Source organism: Luteibacter sp. W1I16 (assembly GCF_050434905.1).
GTDB lineage: Bacteria > Pseudomonadota > Gammaproteobacteria > Xanthomonadales > Rhodanobacteraceae > Luteibacter.
This window is the reverse complement of the sequence record NZ_JBNDJJ010000001.1, coordinates 1,966,715-1,987,636: the sequence shown is the minus strand read 5'-3', so window position 1 is coordinate 1,987,636 and position 20,922 is coordinate 1,966,715. Positions and strand designations below refer to the sequence as shown.

Annotated in this window: 22 protein-coding genes, 1 tRNA gene and 1 pseudogene; 14 read left to right on the top strand and 10 right to left on the bottom strand. The window is 65.8% G+C overall.

Annotated features, from left to right (window positions below; translation table 11 throughout):
- Positions 1–4: 4 nt before the first annotated feature.
- The 3 genes from QFZ41_RS08875 to QFZ41_RS08865 are packed head-to-tail and all read left to right on the top strand — an operon-like array spanning position 5 to position 4,541.
- Positions 5–2,590 carry a DNA topoisomerase I gene (locus QFZ41_RS08875; protein ID WP_429198423.1) on the top strand — a complete coding sequence of 862 codons (2,586 nt, stop codon included), beginning with the start codon at positions 5–7 and terminating at the stop codon, positions 2,588–2,590.
- A gap of 1 nt (position 2,591) precedes the next feature.
- Positions 2,592–3,161: an L-threonylcarbamoyladenylate synthase gene (locus tag QFZ41_RS08870; protein WP_429198422.1), complete on the top strand. Its 570-nt coding sequence runs from the start codon at positions 2,592–2,594 to the stop codon at positions 3,159–3,161.
- 15 nt (positions 3,162–3,176) lie between these two features.
- Entirely contained in the window at positions 3,177–4,541 is a 1,365-nt protein-coding gene (locus tag QFZ41_RS08865; protein WP_429198421.1) for an AMP-binding protein, read from the top strand.
- Positions 4,542–4,548: 7 nt separating this feature from the next.
- Here the strand turns inward: QFZ41_RS08865 and blaOXA are convergent, their stop codons facing one another.
- A complete protein-coding gene (blaOXA, locus tag QFZ41_RS08860; protein WP_429198420.1) occupies positions 4,549–5,394 on the bottom strand; it encodes a class D beta-lactamase in 846 nt (281 codons plus the stop codon).
- 134 nt (positions 5,395–5,528) lie between these two features.
- Here blaOXA and purD point away from each other — a divergent pair, with 134 nt between their 5' ends.
- Both purD and QFZ41_RS08850 read left to right on the top strand, forming a co-directional pair.
- Positions 5,529–6,812, top strand: coding sequence for a phosphoribosylamine--glycine ligase (gene purD / locus QFZ41_RS08855; RefSeq protein WP_429198419.1), 1,284 nt, complete (start codon positions 5,529–5,531; stop codon positions 6,810–6,812).
- 60 nt (positions 6,813–6,872) lie between these two features.
- Positions 6,873–8,747 (top strand): MFS transporter, encoded by a 1,875-nt coding sequence (locus tag QFZ41_RS08850; RefSeq protein WP_429198418.1) that lies wholly within the window; start codon positions 6,873–6,875, stop codon positions 8,745–8,747.
- Between the two features lie 3 nt (positions 8,748–8,750).
- On the opposite strand, the gene QFZ41_RS08845 is transcribed toward QFZ41_RS08850, so the two are convergent.
- The 8 genes from QFZ41_RS08845 to QFZ41_RS08810 all read right to left on the bottom strand — a co-directional run bounded on the left by QFZ41_RS08845 (position 8,751) and on the right by QFZ41_RS08810 (position 13,770).
- Positions 8,751–9,617 carry a beta-lactamase induction protein gene (locus QFZ41_RS08845; protein ID WP_429198417.1) on the bottom strand — a complete coding sequence of 289 codons (867 nt, stop codon included), beginning with the start codon at positions 9,615–9,617 and terminating at the stop codon, positions 8,751–8,753.
- A 52-nt stretch (positions 9,618–9,669) separates the two neighbouring features.
- Positions 9,670–10,656: an NAD(+) diphosphatase gene (nudC, locus tag QFZ41_RS08840; RefSeq protein WP_429198416.1), complete on the bottom strand. Its 987-nt coding sequence runs from the start codon at positions 10,654–10,656 to the stop codon at positions 9,670–9,672.
- A 13-nt stretch (positions 10,657–10,669) separates the two neighbouring features.
- Positions 10,670–11,035 (bottom strand): iron-sulfur cluster insertion protein ErpA, encoded by a 366-nt coding sequence (gene erpA, locus QFZ41_RS08835; protein ID WP_371023634.1) that lies wholly within the window; start codon positions 11,033–11,035, stop codon positions 10,670–10,672.
- Positions 11,036–11,084: 49 nt separating this feature from the next.
- Positions 11,085–11,519, bottom strand: coding sequence for a bactofilin family protein (locus QFZ41_RS08830; RefSeq protein ID WP_429198415.1), 435 nt, complete (start codon positions 11,517–11,519; stop codon positions 11,085–11,087).
- The gene (locus QFZ41_RS08825; protein ID WP_429198414.1) at positions 11,506–12,249 is read right to left on the bottom strand and encodes a DUF6776 family protein; all 744 of its coding nucleotides are present in this window, start codon (positions 12,247–12,249) and stop codon (positions 11,506–11,508) included. The genes QFZ41_RS08830 and QFZ41_RS08825 overlap by 14 nt, the downstream gene beginning before the upstream one ends.
- Positions 12,250–12,361: 112 nt before the next feature.
- Positions 12,362–12,841 carry a bacterioferritin gene (gene bfr, locus QFZ41_RS08820; protein ID WP_072323582.1) on the bottom strand — a complete coding sequence of 160 codons (480 nt, stop codon included), beginning with the start codon at positions 12,839–12,841 and terminating at the stop codon, positions 12,362–12,364.
- A gap of 105 nt (positions 12,842–12,946) precedes the next feature.
- Entirely contained in the window at positions 12,947–13,159 is a 213-nt protein-coding gene (locus QFZ41_RS08815; protein ID WP_371023637.1) for a (2Fe-2S)-binding protein, read from the bottom strand.
- A gap of 68 nt (positions 13,160–13,227) precedes the next feature.
- Positions 13,228–13,770 (bottom strand): RNA pyrophosphohydrolase, encoded by a 543-nt coding sequence (locus QFZ41_RS08810; protein ID WP_429198413.1) that lies wholly within the window; start codon positions 13,768–13,770, stop codon positions 13,228–13,230.
- 170 nt (positions 13,771–13,940) lie between these two features.
- Here QFZ41_RS08810 and QFZ41_RS08805 point away from each other — a divergent pair.
- A tRNA-Met gene (locus tag QFZ41_RS08805) sits at positions 13,941–14,017 on the top strand.
- Between the two features lie 61 nt (positions 14,018–14,078).
- Here QFZ41_RS08805 and QFZ41_RS08800 read toward each other — a convergent pair.
- On the bottom strand, positions 14,079–14,696 hold the full coding sequence (locus QFZ41_RS08800; protein ID WP_429198412.1) for a response regulator transcription factor: 618 nt from the start codon (positions 14,694–14,696) through the stop codon (positions 14,079–14,081).
- A 211-nt stretch (positions 14,697–14,907) separates the two neighbouring features.
- Between QFZ41_RS08800 and queD the strand changes: the two genes are divergently transcribed.
- The 8 genes and pseudogenes from queD (at position 14,908) to atpG (ending at position 20,909) form a co-directional block, all read left to right on the top strand.
- On the top strand, positions 14,908–15,261 hold the full coding sequence (gene queD, locus QFZ41_RS08795) for a 6-carboxytetrahydropterin synthase QueD (RefSeq protein ID WP_429198411.1): 354 nt from the start codon (positions 14,908–14,910) through the stop codon (positions 15,259–15,261).
- A 388-nt stretch (positions 15,262–15,649) separates the two neighbouring features.
- Complete coding sequence (locus QFZ41_RS08790) at positions 15,650–16,015, top strand: ATP synthase subunit I (RefSeq protein WP_306848233.1); 366 nt, start codon at positions 15,650–15,652, stop codon at positions 16,013–16,015.
- A gap of 3 nt (positions 16,016–16,018) precedes the next feature.
- The gene (gene atpB, locus QFZ41_RS08785; protein ID WP_429198410.1) at positions 16,019–16,858 is read left to right on the top strand and encodes a F0F1 ATP synthase subunit A; all 840 of its coding nucleotides are present in this window, start codon (positions 16,019–16,021) and stop codon (positions 16,856–16,858) included.
- Between the two features lie 82 nt (positions 16,859–16,940).
- Entirely contained in the window at positions 16,941–17,228 is a 288-nt protein-coding gene (atpE, locus tag QFZ41_RS08780; protein ID WP_139978979.1) for a F0F1 ATP synthase subunit C, read from the top strand.
- 82 nt (positions 17,229–17,310) lie between these two features.
- Positions 17,311–17,781, top strand: a complete 471-nt coding sequence (locus tag QFZ41_RS08775) for a F0F1 ATP synthase subunit B (RefSeq protein ID WP_429198409.1) — start codon at positions 17,311–17,313, stop codon at positions 17,779–17,781.
- 2 nt (positions 17,782–17,783) lie between these two features.
- Positions 17,784–18,317 carry a F0F1 ATP synthase subunit delta gene (locus QFZ41_RS08770; protein WP_429198408.1) on the top strand — a complete coding sequence of 178 codons (534 nt, stop codon included), beginning with the start codon at positions 17,784–17,786 and terminating at the stop codon, positions 18,315–18,317.
- Positions 18,318–18,374: 57 nt separating this feature from the next.
- Positions 18,375–19,926 (top strand): annotated as a pseudogene (gene atpA / locus QFZ41_RS08765) (F0F1 ATP synthase subunit alpha).
- Between the two features lie 74 nt (positions 19,927–20,000).
- Complete coding sequence (atpG, locus tag QFZ41_RS08760) at positions 20,001–20,909, top strand: F0F1 ATP synthase subunit gamma (RefSeq protein ID WP_306848220.1); 909 nt, start codon at positions 20,001–20,003, stop codon at positions 20,907–20,909.
- The last annotated feature ends 13 nt before the right edge of the window (positions 20,910–20,922 follow it).

Sequence of the window (20,922 nt, the reverse complement as noted above, 5' to 3'; positions counted from 1 at the left end):
ACGCATGGCAAAGAACCTCCTCATCGTCGAATCGCCGGCCAAGGCCAAGACGATCAACAAGTACCTGGGAGCCGACTTCCAGGTACTGGCGTCGTATGGCCACGTTCGCGACCTTCGGCCGAAGGAGGGCGCGGTGGATCCCGAACACGGGTTCGCCATGGCCTACGAGGTGATCGACCGCAACGAGAAGCACGTCGATGCCATCGCCAAGGCGGCGCGGGTGGCCACCAGCATCTATCTCGCGACCGACTTGGATCGCGAAGGCGAGGCCATCTCCTGGCATATCAGCGAGATCCTCCGCGAGAGGGGACTGCTGGAAGGCAAGGACGTCCAGCGTGTCGTGTTCAGTGAGATCACGCCGAAGGCCATCAAGGAGGCCGTGGCCAACCCGCGCAAGCTTTCGCACGACCTGGTCGATGCCCAGCAGGCCCGCCGGGCGCTGGACTACCTGGTCGGCTTCAACCTGTCGCCCGTGCTCTGGCGCAAGGTGCAGCGCGGCCTGTCCGCCGGCCGCGTGCAATCGCCGGCGCTGCGCATGATCGTCGAGCGTGAACTCGAGATCGAAGCCTTCAAGGCGCGCGAGTACTGGACCATCCAGGCCAACCTGACCCACCCGGACGGCGCGTTCGACGCCCGTCTGGTCCGCCTCGACGGCAAGAAATTCGAGCAGTTCGACCTCACCAACGAGGCCGACGCCATGGCCGCGCGGGCCGCGCTGGAGAAGGCCGCCGCCGGCCGCTTCACCGTCGGCGAGGTCACCAGCAAGGAGCGCAAGCGCCGCCCGGCGCCGCCGTTCACCACATCCACCTTGCAGCAGGAGGCCGCGCGCAAGCTCGGTTTCTCCACCAGCCGCACCATGCGCATCGCCCAGGGCCTCTACGAGGGCGTGGGTCTGGGCAGCGAAGGCAACGTCGGCCTCATCACGTACATGCGTACCGACTCGGTGGCGCTCTCGGAAGACGCCGTGGCCGAATTGCGCGACCTGATTGGGCGCGAATACGGCAAGGGAGCTTTGCCAGACGCCGTCCAGGTCTACAAGTCGAAGTCGAAGAACGCCCAGGAAGCGCATGAAGCCGTGCGCCCCACCTCGGCCATGCGCACGCCGCGTAGCGTCGCCTCGTTCCTCAACGACGACCAGCGCAAGCTCTACGAATTGATCTGGAAGCGCACCGTCGCCTGCCAGATGGTCCATGCCACGCTGAACACGGTGTCCGTGGAATTCCCCGTCGGCGACTCGGCGTTCCGCGCCACGGGCACCACGGTGATCGATCCCGGCTTCCTCGCCGTCTACGAGGAGGGCCGCGACCAGAAGGGCGAGGACGAAGACGAACAGCGCCGCCTGCCACGCCTCAAGCAGGGCGACGTGGTGCCGGTCTCGCAGATCGCCGCCGACCAGCATTTCACCGAGCCGCCGCCGCGCTTCTCCGAGGCGAGCCTGGTCAAGACGCTGGAGGAATACGGCATTGGCCGTCCCTCGACCTACGCCAGCATTATCCAGGTGCTGCTCAGCCGCGAATATGTCCTGCTCGAAAGCCGGCGCTTCAAGCCGACCGACGTGGGCCGCGCGGTCAGCCAGTTCCTCTCGGGGCACTTCGCCCAGTACGTCGACTACGACTTCACCGCCCGCCTCGAAGATGAACTGGACGCGGTCAGCCGTGGCGAGGAAGCCTGGGTGCCGTTGCTCGAGCGCTTCTGGCTGCCGTTCAAGACCCTGGTGGACGACAAGACCGAGTCGGTCGACCGCAACGAGGCCACGGGCGCGCGCGAGCTCGGCGACGATCCGAAAACGGGCAAGCCGGTGTCGGTGCGCCTGGGCCGTTATGGCGCCTACGCCCAGATCGGCAGCAAGGACGACGAAGCCAAGCCCACTTACGCGAGCCTGCGCCCTGGGCAGAGCATGCACACCATCACGCTCGAAGAGGCGATGGAGTTGTTCAAGCTGCCGCGCACCCTGGGCAAGTCCGACGCCGGCGAAGACGTCACCGTCGGCATCGGCCGCTTCGGGCCCTTCGTGAAGCAGGGCGACACGTATGCCTCGCTCAAGCCCGAGGACGACCCGTACGTCATCGAGTTGCCGCGTGCGCTGCAGCTGGTGCAGGAGAAGCTCGAGGCCATCGCCAACCGCACGATCCTCGACTTCGGCAATGGTGTGCAGGTGCTCAACGGCCGCTACGGGCCGTACATCACCGACGGCGAGAAGAATGCGCGGATTCCCAAGGACCGCGAGCCGAAGACGCTCACCGAGGCCGAATGCGCTGAACTGCTCGCCGCCGCACCGGTGAAGAAGCCGCGCGGCGGTCGCGCGGCCAAGAAGACCGCGGCGAAGAAGGCGACCGCTAAAAAAGCGGCCACGAAGAAGGTGACCACCAAGGACGCCACGGCCGTGAAGAAGACGGCGACGAAGAAGACGGCGACGAAGAAGGCGGCTACGAAGAAGGCGGCTACGAAGAAGGCGGCTACGAAGAAGACCGCAAGCAAGAAGACCGCGGCGAAAAAGGCCACCGCGAAGAAGACGGCTGCCAAGACCGCCACGAAGAAGGCCGCCGTGAAGAAGACGGCGAGCAAGGCGGCCGCGCCCTTCGCCGACTGACATGCGTCGTTTCACGCCGGCCGCCATCGATCAGGCCGCCTCGCTCCTGCGCGACGGCGGTGTGCTCGCCTATCCCACCGAGGCCGTTTTCGGCCTCGGTTGCGACCCGCACGACCGCACCGCCTTCGAACGCCTGTTCGCGCTGAAGGGCAGGCCTTACTCACAGGGCGTGCTTCTCATCGCCGCGGATTTCCTGCAGGTGGCGCCATACATCGACCTGACGAAGGTTTCCGCCCAGGCGCTGGAGCAAGTGCTGGCTTCCTGGCCGGGCCCGAACACGTGGATCTTCCCGCGCAGCGCGCACGTGCCCGAATGGGTCGCGGGTACCCACTCCGGCATTGCCCTGCGGATCACGGCGCACGCGCCCGCCGCTGCCTTGTGCACGGCGTTCGGTGGTGCGCTGGTATCGACCAGCGCCAACCCCCATGGGGAACCGCCAGCGCGGGATCTGCCGACATTGGATCGCTACTTCGGGGCCCGGCTCGACGGCGTGCTGGACGCTGAACTCGGTGGTCTGGACCGCCCCACCGTCATCCGTGACGCCCTGAGCGGCGCTATCATCCGCGCCTGATAGGGGGAGAAGCCGTTGTCGTCGAACGTATCCGAGATTGCCGGGCGGGCTCCGGGCCCGCGGCTGCCCTTGCTCGTGGGCTCGTTGTCACGCCCAGTCGCATGGCGAGCCGGACAACCCGTGAGCGCCGCGGTGTTCCTCGGCCACGTACGTCAGGTGGCCTCGCTCCTGCCTGACGCCGGCAGCGCCGTGAACCTGTGCGAAGACCGCTACGCCTTCCTGGTCGCCTTCGCGGCGCTGATCGTGCGCGGCCAGACCAATCTCCTGCCGCCGTCGCGAGCGCCGCATGCGGTGGACGAAGTGATGGCCGGACACCCTGGCTCGTACGCGATCGGCGAACTCGACCTGTCGCCCGCGCCGGCGGGCTACGTGCGCATGCCGGCGCTCGACGACCGCTTCCCCGCGGAGACCGAGGTCCCCATGGTCGCCGCCGACGCGGTGGTCGCCATCGGTTATACCTCCGGTTCCACCGGCAAGCCCAAGCCCAACGTGAAGACGTGGGGCAGCTTCGTCTCCAGCAACACCGGTAACGCGAGCATGCTCGGCAAGAGCATCGGCAAGGCGTTCGATGTCGTCGCCACCGTGCCGCCGCAGCACATGTACGGCATGGAGATGTCCGTGCTGATGCCCCTGCTTTCCGAGGTGAGCGTGCATGCCGGGCGACCGTTCTTCCCCGCCGATGTGGCGGCGGCGCTGGCAACGATGCCGGAGCCGCGTGTTCTCGTCACCACTCCCGTGCACCTTCGCGCGCTGGTGGAATCGGGCGTGACACTGCCGACGCTGGCGGCGTTCGTCTCGGCGACGGCGCCCATGCCGGTCGAACTGGCGACAACCGCCGAGCAACGTTTCGGTGCGCCGCTATACGAAGTGTTCGGTTCGACGGAAACCTGCGTCTTCGCCAGCCGGCGCACCTCGACCGACGAGGACTGGACACTCTATCCGGGCGTGACACTGCATCCGCAGCCCGATGGCACGCTGGTCGATGCGCCGCAACTGGCGGAAGCCATCGCCCTGGCCGATATCGTCACGCTGCACGGCGACGGCCGCCTGTTCCGTTTGCGCGGCCGTAACAGCGACCTGCTGGAAATCGCCGGCAAGCGCGCCTCGCTGGGCGACCTCAACCGGCGTCTCCTCGCCATCGACGGCGTGCACGATGGCGTGTTGTTCCAACTCGACGAGGCCGATGCGTCGGGTGTGCGCCGCATCGCCGGTCTTGTCGTCGCGCCCGGAATGAACGAGCAGGCGGTCATGGCCGCCTTGCGCGACGCCATGGATCCGGTCTTCCTGCCTCGTCCATTGCGCCTCGTCGATGCGCTGCCCCGCAACGAAACGGGGAAGCTGCCGCGCGGACAGTTGCTGGCGATCCTGTTCGCGCGTTGAAGCGCGGTCAGCGGGAGCCGAACGCGCCCATCGTCTCCAGTATCTCGCGCGCGATCGCCACGCGGTTGCCGCCGTCCTCGGGTTTGGCGATATCGATGTTCAGCGCGAAGAACCAGCGCTTGCCGCCGTGTTCCACCCAGCCGACGTACCAGCCGATGTCGTCCGCCTTGGAGGCGTCGGCGTTGTTCTGTGCACCGTGCATCGCCCAGCCCGTCTTGGCGTGCAGCACGTAGTCGGTGCCTGCCTCGTAGATCGTGATGCGCCGCGCGATCTCCTGTGCGCGTGCCGAGAAGGGCAGCGTGCCGTCGGCCAGCCGCCGCAGGAAGGCGACCTGTTGCTCGGCGGAGATACGCAGTGCGCCGTCCAGCCAGAACCTGTCGATACCTCCGCCGATGTCGCGGTTGCCGTAGCCGGCCTTGTCGATCCACGACTGCATCCGCTGCTGTCCGGCCCGCCGCGCCACCTCCTGGTAGAGCCAAACCGTGGAGTAGCGCATGCCGCTGGCAAGGCTGTTGGCCCGGTTCCACTCGACCATCGGCTTGCCGCCCATGCTGCGGACCTTGCCGTCCCAGGCGACCGGATCGAACTCGTCGGCGACCGCGCCGGTATCGATGGCCACCATCGCATTGAAGATCTTGAACGTGGACGCGGGGATGTAGGGCTTGCGAGCGCGTGCCGCGTCGAAGACATGGGTCGTTCCCGATCCCTCCTCGTACACCAGGAGGGTTCCGTGCACATGGGCATCGGCGAAGACCTTGCCCCACTCCGGATGCTCTCGCCATCCGGCGGCGTGTGACGAGGTGGCAAGAACGAGGGCGAACAACGCGGTGAGCAAATGGGGCAGGCGTGCCATGCGGGCGATCTCCTTGGTCTGGGGCGTTGAGCTTCCTTCCGCGACGGGCAAGGGGCGGGGCTCCCGTGTGGCGTTTCGCGGGCAGTGCCCGGAGACGCCGGGTAGAATAAGCGGTTCAACGTCTGGAGATACGCATGAAAGTCCTCGTCATCGGCGGCGGCGGGCGCGAGCACGCGCTGGCCTGGAAACTTGGCCAATCCGCGCGCGTGGATGAGGTGATCGTGGCCCCCGGCAACGCCGGCACGGCGCGTGAGCCGGGCATGCGCAACGAAGCCGTGGCGGTGACCGATATCGATGGACTGGTGGCGCTGGCGAAGCGCGAAGCCGTCGGCCTGACCGTGGTCGGTCCGGAAGTGCCACTGGTCGCCGGCGTGGTCGACCGCTTCACGCGCGAAGGCTTGCGTTGCTTCGGACCGGGCGCCGCGGCGGCACAGCTCGAAGGCAGCAAGGCGTTCGCGAAGGATTTCCTCGCCAGGCATCGCATTCCCACGGCCCACTACGCCGTGTTCACCGAACTGGCACCCGCGCTGGCGCATGTCCGCGAGACGGGCGCACCCATCGTCATCAAGGCCGACGGCCTGGCCGCGGGCAAGGGTGTCGTGGTGGCGATGACGCTCGATGAGGCCGAGGCGGCGCTGAACGACATGCTCGGCCAGCAAGCCTTCGGCGATGCCTCGTCCCGTGTGGTGATCGAGGAATTCCTCGACGGGGAAGAAGCCAGCTTCATCGTGATCGCCGATGGGAAACACGCCTTGCCAATGGCCACCAGCCAGGACCACAAGCGCCGCGACGACGGCGACAAGGGCCCGAACACGGGCGGCATGGGCGCGTACTCTCCGGCGCCCGTGGTCACCGGCGAGGTCTCCGCCCACGTGATGCGCGAAATCATCGAGCCGACGCTCGCCGGCATGGCGGCGGACGGTGCTCCCTTCACCGGCTTCCTCTATGCGGGGCTGATGATCGACAAGGCCGGTGCAGCCAAGGTCATCGAGTTCAATGTCCGCTTTGGCGATCCGGAAACCCAGCCGATCATGTTGCGGCTCACCTCGGACCTGGTCGACCTGGTCGAGGCGGCGCTCGATGGCCGAATCGCGCAGGCCACGGCGACCTGGGACCATCGTCCCTCGTTGGGCGTCGTACTGGCCGCGGAAGGGTACCCCGGCAAGGTTCGTGCGGGCGACGTCATCGAAGGCGCGGACACCGACTTCGGTACGGACGTGAAGGTGTTCCATGCGGGAACGTCGGAAGGCGTGGACGGCAAGCCGGTCACGGCGGGTGGCCGCGTGTTGACGGTGTGCGCCCTCGGCGACGACCTGGTCCAGGCACGCGAGAAGGCTTACGCCGCGCTGGGCGCCGTCCATTTCCGAGGCGGCTTCTATCGCCACGACATCGCCCATCGCGCGCTGGCACGCGGCTGATCCGAAGGGTGCCGGTGCGCTCGGCTACACTGGCGTCCATCTTTTCGCAGGGACCACGGCATGTCGCAGTTCTCCCTACTCGCCAAGCGCCGATTCGCGCCGTTCTTCTGGACACAAGCGCTCGGTGCCTTCAACGACAACGCGTTCCGCAACGCCATGGTCATGCTCCTGGCGTTCCAGATGGCCTTGCCGGACGCGCAGGTATCGCTCTACACGAACCTCGCGCCCGCGTTGTTCATCCTGCCGTACTTCCTGTTTTCCGCGACGGCGGGGCAGCTCGCCGAGAAGTTCGAGAAGACACGCATCATCCGCTTCGTGAAGCTGTTCGAGATCGCCGCCATGGCGATCGCCGCGATCGGGTTCTTTACCCACCACGTGTCCTTGTTGCTCGTCGTGTTGTTCCTGATGGGCGTGCATTCCACGGTGTTCGGGCCGATCAAGTATTCGATCCTGCCGCAGGCCCTGGAACGTAGCGAACTCGTCGGCGGCAACGCCCTGGTGGAGACCGGCACCCAGTTGGCGATGCTCACCGGCATGATCCTCGGCAACTCGCTGATGCTGATCGCCGGCTACGGCACGCTCGCCGCGTCGCTCACCACCATAGCCATCGCATGCGCGGGGTATGTCGTAAGCCGCTCGATCCCCACCGCACCGGCGACGGCACCCGGCCTGCGCTTCAACTGGAACCCGTTCAGCGAGACATGGCGCGTACTGAAGATCACGCACGAGGATCGCGCGGTGTTCAACGCGGTGCTGGGCATCTCGTGGTTCTGGTTCTTCGGCACGGTGATGATCGCCCAGTTGCCGAACTACACGCGGCACACGCTGGGCGGCGATGGCTCGGTGAATACGCTCGTGCTGACGTTGTTCTCGCTGGGTACGGGCATCGGCTCACTGTTGTGCGAGAAGCTTTCCGCCAAGCGCGTGGAAATCGGCCTCGTGCCGATGGGCGCGTTCGGCCTCACCGTGTTCGCCGTGGACCTTTTCTTCGCGCGCCCGATGGTCGCGTCCGGCGCGGGCCTCGGCTGGCTCGCCTTCGCTTCCACGCCGGGCGCATGGCGGGTGATGCTCGACCTGACGATGATCGGCGCGTTCGCCGGTTTCTACGTGGTGCCACTGTTCGCCTTCGTGCAGAGCCGTGCACCGCGTGAGCGTCTGTCGCGCATCATCGCGGGAAACAACATCGTCAACGCCTTGCTGATCTGCGTGGCCTCGGGCTTCGGCATCGGCCTGACCGCGCTGGGGCTGGATGTGCCCACGATCTTCCTGATCACGGGCATCGTGAACGTCGCGGTGGCGGTATACATCTTCACGCTCGTGCCCGAATTCATGATGCGCTTCATCACCTGGGTGCTGGTGCGCACGCTCTACCGGGTTCGCGTGGACGGGCTGAAGAACGTTCCTGATGAAGGCGCGGCGCTGGTCGTGTGCAACCACGTCAGCTTCATGGACCCGTTGATCCTCATGGCCAACGTGCGCCGGCCGATGCGCTTCGTGATGTACTACAAGATCTTCAATCTTCCCCTTCTGCGTTTCGTCTTCCGCACGGCCAGGGCGATCCCCATCGCGGGGCGCAACGAAGATCCTGCCTTGATGGAGCGCGCGTTCGAGTTGGTCGATGAAGCGCTGGCGAATGGCGAGGTGGTTTGCATCTTTCCCGAAGGCGGCATCACCCGCGACGGCACGATCCAGAACTTCCGCCCGGGCGTCGACCGCATTCTCGCGCGCCGGCCGGTGCCGGTGGTGCCGTTGGCCTTGCGCGGCATGTGGGGCAGCATCTTCAGCCGCCGCGACAGTGCCTTGCACCGTGCGCGCTTGCCACGCCGGTTCTGGTCGAAGATCGAATTGGTGGGCGGTACGCCCGTGCCCGCAGGCGACGCCAACGCGGCCGCACTGGAAGCGCGCGTCACCGAACTGCGCGGCGACAAGCCCTGACGGTCAGGCGAACCAGGCAGCCAGGACGATCACCGCGACCACGGCCAGCCAGACGATCAATACGCGGCGGATGACGCGCCGCGCGTCCTCCAGTTCCGCGACCGGATCGCTCACATCCTGCACGTAGCCGTCGCCGGCCTCCACGTCCGCGTCGACGCCGGCGCGGGCGACGGCACCGAGGAAGTCCGGGTCCAGCCGCGAACGGGGGCTGCCCGACGTGCGATGCCATTGTTTCCACGCGCCCATGACGGCGTCGAAGTCGGACACCAGCGCCATCGCGAAGACCATCAGGTGGGCCGGGATCCAGTCGAGCGCATCGGCGACACGGCGCGCGGTGGTTCGCGTGACCGCGTCGAGGGCCAGCGCCGCCTCGCGGCCGAGAATCTGGGCCAGGCGATAACCGAGCGCACCCGTGGGGCCGAGCAGGAAGAACCAGAACAGCACGCCGAAGCGGCGGCGCAGCGCGCCGTAGAACGCGGCCTCGACCATCACCGGGGCGAACCACGTCAGCGGTGCATCGTCGTGGCGCAGGGCGGCGATGGCTTCATCGCGGCGCAGGGTATCCGGTGCGCGCAGGATCGCGTCGATGTCGGCCTCGATTTCCCGCGGGCCGAGCGAATAGACGAGCACGATCACCGCGAACGCGAGCCAGCCGAGGTCGAAAAACGGCAGCGAGCGCAGGATTCCCGCGAGAAGGGCGCAGGCGATCACGGGGACCAGCAGCACCACGGCCACGCGTGCCGGCCCGGAGATGTCGCCCAGCCGGTTCACCCAGTGGCGGAACCAGCGATCGTCGCGCCAGCGGGCGAGCTGCGGCACGCTCCAGGCGACGACGAGGGCGATGAGGACGGCGAGGAGACGTAGAGCCATGGCGTAAGTGAATCCGCGAGTTGTTGCCCCGATTGTAGGCGAAGCATCGCTCTCAGCGGCGAGGCGCGTTGGCGACCAGGTCGTCCAGCTGTATGCCGCGAAGCCCCAGCCAGTGCTCGATCAGGCGATACGACACCGAGAGCGGCGGTGGTACCCCGAGCGACCCGGAAGCCATGCCCTGGACGATGTCGTCGACGGTGAACCAGCGGGCATCCTCGAGCTCGTCGTCACGCAGGCGAATGTCACGGGTCTTCGCGGTCGCGGTGAAGCCGACCATCAGGGAGGCGGGCAGGGGCCATGGTTGCGACGAATGGTAGGTAGCGTGTAGCACTTCCACGCCGGATTCCTCGCGCACCTCGCGCTTGACGGCGTCTTCCAGCGATTCGCCCGGCTCGATGAAACCGGCGAGTGTGGAATAGCGGCCGGGAGGCCAGCCGCGTTGGCGTCCGAGCAGGCAGGAGTCGCCGTCTTCCACGATGACGATGATCGCGGCATCGGTGCGCGGGAAATGCATGTGCGCGCCGTCGGGGTTCGTGCATTGCACGCGATGGCCCGAAGCCACCACCAGGGTAGGCGAGCCGCATTGGCTGCAGAACCGGGTCTGCCGCTGCCAGTGGGTGATGCCTTTCGCATAGGCGAAGAGGCCGGCCTCGAATGCCGGCAGGATCAACCCGGCTTCGCGCAATGACATGCGCCGCGCGCCGGTCAGTGAAACGAATAGTTCCGCATGGGCTTCGTCCACGACCAGTGTGAACCAGGCACGCTCACCGGCCAGGCCGAGCAGGGTGGAGGGAAGATCGCCGAAGCGCTCCGAACGCATCGACGGCGCCATCCAGCAGGGCGCATCCGCGTCCGGGTGGACGAAGGCCTGGCCCTCGCTGTCGAGTACGAGGAAGCGGGTGTCCGGCGAGCGTTCCGTCTCTTCGACCCATAACCGGTCGTCGCGGCGCTCCGCCATGCGGTCGATGTCGATACCGGCGAAGACGTTCTCGCGAGCGCGGCTGGCGACCGCCTTGTCCCGCTCCTGCTCGACGCTCACGCTCACCGACCAGTCATGCGCTGAACGAGGAACCGCAGCCGCAGGTGGTCTTCGCGTTGGGATTGCGAATGACGAATTGCGAACCGCTGAACGATTCGGCGTAGTCGATTTCGGCGCCGGTGAGGTATTGCAGCGAAAGCGGATCCACCACCAGCGTCACGCCCTCGCGAGACACGGCCAGATCGTCCTCGGCCTGTTCCTCGTCAAAGGTGAAGCCGTACTGGAAACCCGAACAGCCACCGCCGCTGATGTATACGCGGAGCTTGAGGCCCGGATTGCCTTCTTCTTCGATCAGCTCGTGCACCTTGCGGGCGGCGGCTTCGGTGAAGACGAGCGGCGCGCCCGCGGACCGATAGTCCGGTGCCGAACTCGGAGCCATGGGAAATGGGTTATTCATGCCGCCCATAATGGCGCCGTTCCGTGTCAGGTCAAGCCTCGCTGAGCGCCGGGGTGGCCTCGATCGCCGCCTGGGCCAGTTGGCGGACCGTCTGCGGGGCCCGGTGCACCATCTTGCCGTTGACCTGCGCACCGGCCGCCATCTCGAGCACCTGGTATCGCACGTCGCCTTCCACACGGGCCAGGGGAGCCAGTTCCAGGCGTTCCGAGATGTCGATGTCGCCGGTGACGCCACCATTGATCACGGCCTGGGGCACCTCGATGTGCCCGATGACACGTCCAGTCTCACTGATCGTGAGCACGCCGTCCCCCGAAGGATCGGCATGGATCGAGCCTTCGATCGTCCCGTCCAGGTGCAACGCACCACTGAAGATAACGTCGCCGCGAAAGGTGACACCACGGGCGATAAGACTTGTAGCGGCCGCGCCGACGGCGGGAGCCTGGTTCTTCCGGTTATTGCTGAACATCATTGGCCTCGTCGTTGCGCAGGGCATCGGTCCACGCCACCGTGCCGGTGACGGCCTGATCGCCGGTAATGTCGGCGACCAGGCGCAGACGGGTGGGTCTGAACCCCTCCGGCAAGGTGAAGCTGCCCTGGATCTGCTGGAAATACTTGAAGGAGAAGGGGAGTCCCGCCGTCTGATCACCCTGGCCGAGCGCGGCGCCGTCGAGCGTCGCGACCTTGTCGTCCTGGATACCCTCGACGGCGAGTTTCAGTGAGCCTTTCACCACCTCCCCCCGGCGCGCATTCTGGGTGAGGGTGACCACCAGGTTCCACGCGTTGGCCGTGCCCTTTACCGGCGCGGTGCGGGCCCCCTGGATCTTCAGCCCGTCGCGCTGGCCGCCGCCGCCGACCAGGCGCGAATAAAAAGCGAGGTCGGTGCGCAGGCCACTGATCTCTTCATCGCGCTCGGCCATGTTGCGCTTGAGTTCTTTCGCCGCGATGTCCGCCACTTGTGCGGATCGTTGCAGGTTGGCCAGCTGCTGCCGGAGGTCTTCGTTGTCGGCGGCGAGTTGGCGAACCCCACCGCGATCGGCGATCGTGGCAGGCCCGCGAGCCGCCACGAACCACGCACCGAGACCCACCAACACCAGGCTGAGCACCCAGGCGGCGATCAGGACAAGGCGTTTGCGGCGCGCGCTGACGGTGTCGTCGAGCGAGCGCACGACGAAACGCGGCGGTGGGCGTGAAGCCATGGACGATACCGTGGAGAAGACGTGAAGACGCCGATGGTATAGCCCCCGCCTTCCCCATGGGTCAAGGAACCCATCCCCATAACGGAGAAGGCCGCCTCGCGGCGGCCTTCGGTCAGTCGTGCAGCGATCCGACCTTGCTGAGCATGTACCGCTCGGGGCCGATGTCGGAGATCAGGCTGAACTGGGTTTCCAGCCAGTCGATGTGCTCTTCTTCCTGGCCCAGGATGAACTTGAACAGGTCGCGGCTGACGAAATCGTGGATACCCTCGCTGTAAGCGATCGCCTCGCGCAGGTCCTTGGTGGCCAGCATCTCGAGGTCCAGATCGCCTTGAAGGGCCTCCACCACGTTCTCGCCGATGCGCAGCTTGCCCAGGTGCTGGAGGTTCGGCAGGCCGTCGAGGAAGAGGATCCGCTCGATGAGCTTGTCCGCGTGCTTCATCTCCTCGATGGACTCCTCGTACTCGTGTTTGGCGAGTTCGTTGTAGCCCCAGTCCTTGAACATCCTGTAATGCAGGAAGTACTGGTTGATCGCGGCCAGCTCGTTGTAGAGGACCTTGTTGAGGTATTCGATGACCTTCGCGTCGCCCTTCATGAGGGGTCTCCCTGAGTGTGCAGGGCACGACTATACGTGCCCTGGCGCGGGCATGACGTAACGAGAATGAAGGTGGTTTGCGTCCGCGAATGGGCGCGGGGCGCGTCAGGCCGGCGAGGGCAGGAAGGTGAGCACGGAGCGCGTTTCCGCGACCGCCTCGCGCAGGCACTGGCGGGCTTCCGACTCGCAGGCTCCGCAACAATCCGAGCAACCCGTGCGGGCCTGAAGCTCGGCAAAGGATTCGACGCCCTCGGCCGCGGCGCGGCGGATGGCGTGGTCGGTGACGGCATTGCACATGCAGATGTACATGGCGCGCATTCGAACGCGAATGCGAACGATTGTCAACTACACGAACGTGAAGGCGCAGCCGGCCGGCGGGCAGCCGTTCATTCTCCGCCGCGTGCCAGCCGCTCCGCTTCGGCTTGCTGGGGGCAGGTGCCGATGGTCACCGAGCACACCGTCTCCACCGTGGGGGCGAACTGGCGTAATGCCCGCTCATAGACCTGGCGCTTGAAGTTCACCACGTGGTTGGCCGGATACCAGAAGTCCACCCAGCGCCAGAGATCGAATTCGGGCTTCTCGCAGGCGTCCAGACGGAAGGCGTCCTCGCCGCACTTGAGGCGAAGCAGGAACCATACCTGCTTCTGGCCGATGCAGGTGGGCCGCTGGTGATGGCGCACGAAACGGCTGGGGAGCCTGTAACGCAGCCAGCCGCGGGTCTCCGCCAGCACTTCCACGTGCTGGGCGAGCAGGCCGGTTTCCTCTTCCAGCTCGCGATACATGGCCTCCAGCGGCGTTTCGTCGCTGCGCATGCCGCCCTGGGGGAACTGCCAGCCGTCACGATTGACGCGGCGCGCCCAGAACAGGCGGCCGTCTCCGTTCAGGAGCACGATCCCCACATTCGGTCGATAGCCATCCGCGTCGATCATCCGCCCTCCACGAACCAGTTCGGCGCTTCCGGCGGCAGGCCGGATGCGCTCGATGCGCCCGATTCAACCACAGCGCGAGAAGCGCGGGCAAGGCGCCACTTGAACGGGAGGCCCGCGCCGATTAAACTGCCCGGCCTTCGCGGGTCCGCCCGTGAACGACCAGGTTCCATGGCTAGGTAGCTCAGCTGGTCAGAGCGCGGCACTCATAATGCTGAGGTCGGCGGTTCGAGCCCGCCTCTAGCCACCAATGCAAAAGGCCGCGCCCATGGGCGCGGCCTTTTTCTTTGATGTGATGACCTGTCCGGGAATCAGGACGCCTCGCGTTCCACCAGCGGAAGATCGTCGATGCGCGGTGGCGTATCCAGGACGGCCCGCGCCAGCTCGACCACGTTGTGGACGCGCAGCTTGGCCATCAGGTTCGCCCGGTGCAGTTCGACGGTCTTCGGGCTGATGTTCAACTCGCTGGCGATGACCTTGTTGAGCTTGCCGCCCATGATTCCGTCCAGTACCTGCGACTCGCGGCGGGTCAGCGAGACGTCGGGACGGAGACTGGCGAAGACGTTCGCCGCCGGTTCCTCGCTGCCGGGTTCATCGTCCGGGAGAGGCATCAGGAAGACCGCATGGAAAGCCGCGGGTGGCACGTCGAGCAGTTGCCGGGTGAGCCGATAGCGGCGGGGAGGCGCATGCCGGTCGCGAAAGATGAATTCGTCCGCATGATCCGTGCGATGAAGGTGTTCGTCGAGCCATGCCGGGCCCGCCCGTCCCTTGGCGGTCATGCCGAATTCGCGCTGGAAGGCCGCATTGACCATCACGGCGCGACCGCCTTCGTGGCGCCAGACGACGCAGGGCCAGGGCAGGGCGGCGAATACTTCCTCGGCCAGCCCGCAGGTGTGCGAGCCGTCGAGCGAATCACTAGCAAGGCACATCGATGCCTCCTGAATGTACGCGTGGGAAGCCGGTGAAGCCCCCTCGCTTCACCCGTTGTAGTTACCACTGCAACCGTTTCCCGATGAAAAGTCCATGAACCGCGGCCGCGGATATGCCGAACTGCGACATCCGTCGTGAATACCACTTCCACGGGGGCACCGGCACGCCCTCCGCTACAATGCGGCGTCACCCGCGAAAGACGCCGTCCCCATGCACATATTCAAGACGTTCAACATCGAAGCGGCCCATCGCTTGCCGAATGTGCCCGAAGGGCACAAGTGTTCGCGCCTGCACGGCCATTCATTCCGCATCGAACTGCATGTCGAGGGTCCGACGGATCCGGTGCTGGGCTGGGTGATGGATTTCGGCGACCTCAAGGCGCGTTTCCAGCCGCTCTACGATCGCCTCGACCATCACTACCTCAATGACGTCGAGGGCCTCGAGAATCCGACCAGCGAAAACCTGGCGCGCTGGATCTTCGAGCGCCTGCGCACGGACGTGCCGGGCCTGGCGAAGGTCGTGGTGCACGAGACCTGTACTTCCGGCGCCGAATACGCCGCCTGAGCAAAGGCTCCCGGCCGAAACCTGCCTGCGCAACAATTCGTGGTTGCCGCCCCGTCCGGGGCGGGTCTACACTCCGACACTCCCCGTTCCCCAGCGGTTGCCGCGATGTCCCATGTAAACGCTTACGCCGATCTTGCCCGCTTCGCCGGGCAGGCCGCGCCGGCGACGTGGACGCCATCGTCGCCCGGCGCATTGGCAGGCGTACCCGCGAGGGCCTGACCGACCGCGTCTCCTCGCCAACGACGCGACGGATGGTCGCGCCGGCGGGTGGTTATGGCCTTTCGTCGCTTGTCCCGTCGTTTACGGCACTGGTATACTTTTCCAGATTAAACCGTGGCCCGTTGAACCATCTGGTGCCGCCTTCGAGCGAAACCACGGGAGCCTCGCGTTGCTCAACAGTCTTGCAGCCGGTCGTCACCTCGCCATGCGCATCGTCATCGCGCAGCTGGTGGTGGCCGTCATAGCGGGACTCGCTTTTTCCCTGCAGGGTCGTCCAGCCGCGCTGGCCGCCTTCGGGGGTGCCCTGGTCGTCGCCATCGCAACCGCGCTGCTTGCCGCGCGAGCGTTCAGCGCGCTGGGTGGAGCGGGAGCGACGTTCATGAGGTTCCTCGTGGGAATGATCCTTCGCTGGATCGTCCTCATTGGTGGACTGGCGCTCATCCTGGTTCAGTGGAAGCTGCCACCCTTGCCCGCGTTGGTGGGACTGGTGGCCGGCTACGCGGTCAACGTATTTGCATTCAGATTCAAGGGTTGAGGCATGGCGAGCGAACCGCAAGGCGGTCTGACCGAATACATCCAGCACCATCTGAACCACATGACGGTGAATTTCAGCGCCGATCATTTCTGGTTCTGGAACCTTCGTGCGGACTCGATCATCATTTCGTTCGTCCTCGGCGCGGCGTTCTGCCTGTGGTTCTGGCTGTTCGCGCGCAAGGCCACGTCGGGCGTGCCGTCGAAGGGCCAGGCACTGGTCGAACTGGCGATCGAGTTCGTCGACACGCAGGTGAAAGACACCTTCCATGGCGACCGCCGCACGGTGACGCCGCTGGCGCTGTCGATCTTCATGTGGGTGTTCCTCATGAACGCGATGGACCTGCTGCCGGTCGATCTCGCCGGCTGGCTGGTACATGTATTCGCGGGTGATGAAGTCGCCCACCACACGTACTTCCGCATGGTGCCCACCGCGGACATCAACACCACCGTGGGCCTCTCGGTCGCCGTGCTGTTCATCGTGATCGGCCACGGCATCAAGGCCAAGGGCGGCTTCGGCTTCGGCAAGGAGCTGCTCACGGCCCCGTTCCATGCCGAGAACCCGATCGCCAAGCTCGTGCTGGTGATCCCGAACTTCCTTCTCAACGTCGTCGAAACCCTGTCCAAGCCGGTGTCGCTCGCGATGCGACTGTTCGGCAACATGTACGGCGGCGAATTGGTGTTCATGCTGATTGCCGGTCTGATGGTGAGCTGGATCAGCTTCGTGCCTGGCGTCGTGTTCAACACGGCGTGGGCGATCTTCCACATCCTGATCATCGCCCTGCAGGCGTTCATCTTCATGATGCTCACGATCGTCTACATCGCCACGGCGCGGGAACACCACTAACTCACCGCACCGACGTTAGAACTTCCATTTCGAACCGTTTCGTTTCCACCCTTTCGCTATTCGTATATCCCAGGAGAACACCATGGAACTCGCCTCGCTTCTCGCCCACGTCCAGGGCATGACCGCCATCGCCATCGGCGTGATCATCGGCCTCGGCGCGCTCGGCGCCTGCCTCGGTATCGCCATCATGGGCTCGAAGTTCCTCGAGTCGGCCGCTCGTCAGCCGGAACTGGTTCCGCTGCTCCAGGGCCGTATGTTCCTGCTCGCCGGCCTGATCGACGCTGCGTTCATCATCGGCCTGGCCGTTGCCCTGCTCTTCGCGTTCTCGAACCCGCTGGTCGGTGTCGTGCGCGCCGCGGTCGGCGGCTAAGCAGCCGTTCGTCTTGTCGCCGTGATCCCCTGGGGTCACGGCGACCGTCAGTACCCCAGCGTTCGGAGTCTTTGGAGAGATCATGGAAATCAACATGACCTTCCTGGGCCAGATGATCTCTTTTGCGATCCTGGTCTGGTTCACCACCAAGTTCATCTGGCCCCAGCTCAACGGTGCCATCGAAGAACGCCAGAAGAAGGTGGCCGAGGGTCTGGCCGCCGCGGAGCGCGCGCGCGCCGAGCTCAAGGATGCCGACGCCAAGGTTGCCGTCGAAATCAAGCAGGCCCGCCTGCAGGCTACCGAGATCATCGACAAGGCCCAGCAGCAGGGCAACCAGATCCTCGAGAAGGCCCGCGCCGAAGCCACCGACGAGATCAATCGCCTTAAGGCCCAGGCCCAGGACGAGATCGCGTCGATGGCCCAGCGTGCGCGTGAGCAGCTGCGCGAGCAGGTTGGCGCGCTCGCCGTCCGTGGCGCCGAAAAGATCGTCCAGCGCGAGATCGATCCGGCGACCCACAAGGTCCTGCTCGACCAGCTCGCTGCCGAGATCTGATCATGGCCCAGGCGCTCACCCTCGCTCGTCCCTACGCACGCGCCGCTTTCGAAGTGGCGCATGCGTCGGGTTCGCTCGCCGAATGGCTGGCGGCGCTGAACTTCGCGGCCGCCGTCGCGGTGGATCCGCGTGTCGCCGGCCTCGGTAACGATCCGCGCGTGCTGCCGGCCCAGCTGGTCGCGCTGCACCTGCCCCCCGGCGTGGCGGCCGATGCGCCGTTCGGCCAGTTCCTCGCGGAACTGGCGGAGAACGGCCGCATGGTGCTGTTGCCGGAAATCGCCGCGCTCTACGACGACTACAAGCGTGAGTCGGAGTCGACCCTGAAGGTCAAGGTCACGAGCGCACTGGATCTCGACACGGCGCAGGCCGAACAGCTGCGCGCCTCGCTGAAGCGCCGCTTCAAGCGCGAGATCGAACTGGATACGCACGTCGATCCGGCGTTGCTCGGCGGTGTCGTCATCGACACGGGCGAGCAGGTCATCGACGGTTCGGCGCGAGGCCGCCTGCAACGGCTGGCCAGCGCGCTGACGCACTGATACGAGCTTCTCATACCACCGGGTGCCGTGAGAGCGGCGCGACCCAAGGAACCGACCATGTCCAGCACCACTCTGAATCCGTCCGAGATCAGCGAGCTGATCAAGACCCGCATCGAGCAGTTCAAGCTCGGCGCCGAGGCACGCAACGAAGGCACGATCATCAGCGTGTCCGACGGCATCGTGCGCATCCACGGCCTGGCCGACGTGATGCAGGGCGAAATGATCGAACTGCCGAACGACACGTTCGCCCTGGCGCTGAACCTCGAGCGCGACTCGGTCGGCGCCGTGGTGCTCGGTGAATACCAGCACCCTGCGCGAAGGCGATGCCGCCAAGACCACCGGCCGCATCCTCGAAGTGCCGGTCGGCCCGGGCCTGCTCGGCCGCGTCGTCGACGCGCTGGGCAACCCGATCGACGGCAAGGGTCCGATCGACGCCGTGGGCACCAGCCCCGTCGAGAAGGTCGCCCCGGGCGTCATCTGGCGCCAGTCGGTCGACCAGCCTATGCAGACGGGCTACAAGTCCATCGACTCGATGATCCCGATCGGCCGCGGCCAGCGCGAGCTGATCATCGGCGACCGTCAGACGGGCAAGACCGCCGTCGCGATCGACGCGATCATCAACCAGAAGAACTCCGGCATTAAGTGCATCTACGTCGCCATCGGCCAGAAGCGCAGCTCGATCGCCAACGTCGTGCGCAAGCTGGAAGAGAACGGCGCGCTCGCCAACACGATCGTCGTCGTCGCCTCGGCTTCGGAAGCCGCCGCCCTGCAGTACGTCGCGCCGTATTCCGGCTGCGCCATGGGTGAGTACTTCCGCGACCGCGGTGAAGACGCGCTCATCGTGTACGACGACCTCTCCAAGCAGGCCGTGGCCTACCGCCAGATCTCGCTGCTGCTGAAGCGTCCGCCGGGCCGCGAAGCCTATCCGGGCGACGTGTTCTATCTCCACTCGCGTCTGCTCGAGCGCGCCTCGCGCGTCAGCGCCGAGTACGTCGAGAAGATGACCAACGGCGAAGTGAAGGGCAAGACCGGTTCGCTCACCGCGCTGCCGATCATCGAGACCCAGGCCGGCGACGTGTCCGCGTTCGTTCCGACCAACGTCATCTCGATCACCGACGGCCAGATCTTCCTCGAGACCGATCTGTTCAACGCCGGTATCCGTCCGCCTGTGAACGCCGGTATCTCGGTGTCGCGCGTCGGTGGTGCCGCCCAGACCAAGATCATCAAGAAGCTGTCCGGTGGCGTGAAGCTGGCACTCGCCCAGTACCGTGAGCTGGCCGCGTTCGCGCAGTTCGCCTCCGACCTGGATGCCGCCACGCGCGCGCAGCTCGACCGTGGCCAGCGCGTCACCGAACTGATGAAGCAGCCGCAGTACTCGCCGCTCTCGATCGCCGAACTCGGCGTGTCGGTCTACGCGGCCGAGAAGGGCTACCTCGACGACCTGCCGGTCAACAAGGTGCTGGCGTTCGAGAAGGGCCTGCACGCCTTCATGCGCCAGAACCACGGCGACCTGATGAAGAAGATCGACCAGACCGGCGATTGGGACAAGGACATCGAGGCGACCTTCAAGGCCGCCGCCGACGAGTTCAAGAAGACCGGTAGCTGGTAAGAGCGAAACGCGCGGGGCGCAGGCCGGAAGGCCGGCCCCGCGAGCTGGCGACACCTTTCAAAGACGAGTAAGCCATGGCTAGCGGCCGCGAAATCAAAACCAAGATCAAAAGCACGCAGAACATGCGCAAGGTGACCGGCGCGCTGCAGATGGTCTCGGCGTCGAAGATCCGCAAGGCGCAGGACCTGATGAAGGCCTCGCGCCCGTATGCGCGTCTGATGCGCAAGGTCATCGCGCATGTCGCGCAGGCCAGCACCGATTTCACCCATCCGTTCCTCACCGAACGCGAGAACGTCGCGCGGGTGGGCTTCATCGTGGTGTCGACCGATCGCGGCCTCGCCGGTGGCCTCAACTCCAACCTGTTCCGCCGCACGCTGACCTCGATCCGCGAGTGGCAGGGCAAGGGCGCCGAGGTCGACGTCGTCGCCATCGGCCAGAAGGCCGTCCAGTTCTTCCGTCGCATCAAGGGCGTGAACCTGATCGGCTCGGCCACGCACCTTGGCGAGAAGCCCAAGCTCGAGGACCTGATCGGCGTGATCAAGGTCGTCCTCGATGCCTATTCCGACAACAAGCTCGACCGCGTTTTCCTGGTCTACAACGACTTCGTGAACACTATCGTGCAGAAGCCGAGCATCGACGCCCTGCTGCCGCTGTCGCTGGTGGCCACGGAGCTGGAGAACGCGGAAGGCAAGACGTCCGAGGGCGTGAAGGTCGAGCAGACGCACGACTGGGATTACATCTACGAACCGGACGCACGCACGGTGCTCGAGCACCTGATGACGCGCTACATCGAGTCGGTGGTGTACCAGGCGGCGCTGGAGAACCTCGCCAGCGAACACGCCGCGCGCATGGTCGCCATGAAGGCCGCGTCGGACAACGCCAGCAAGGTCATCGGTGAACTGACGCTCGTCTACAACAAGGCGCGCCAAGCCGCGATCACCCAGGAAATCTCGGAAATCGTCGGCGGCGCCGCCGCGGTCTGACCGAACAAGCCAT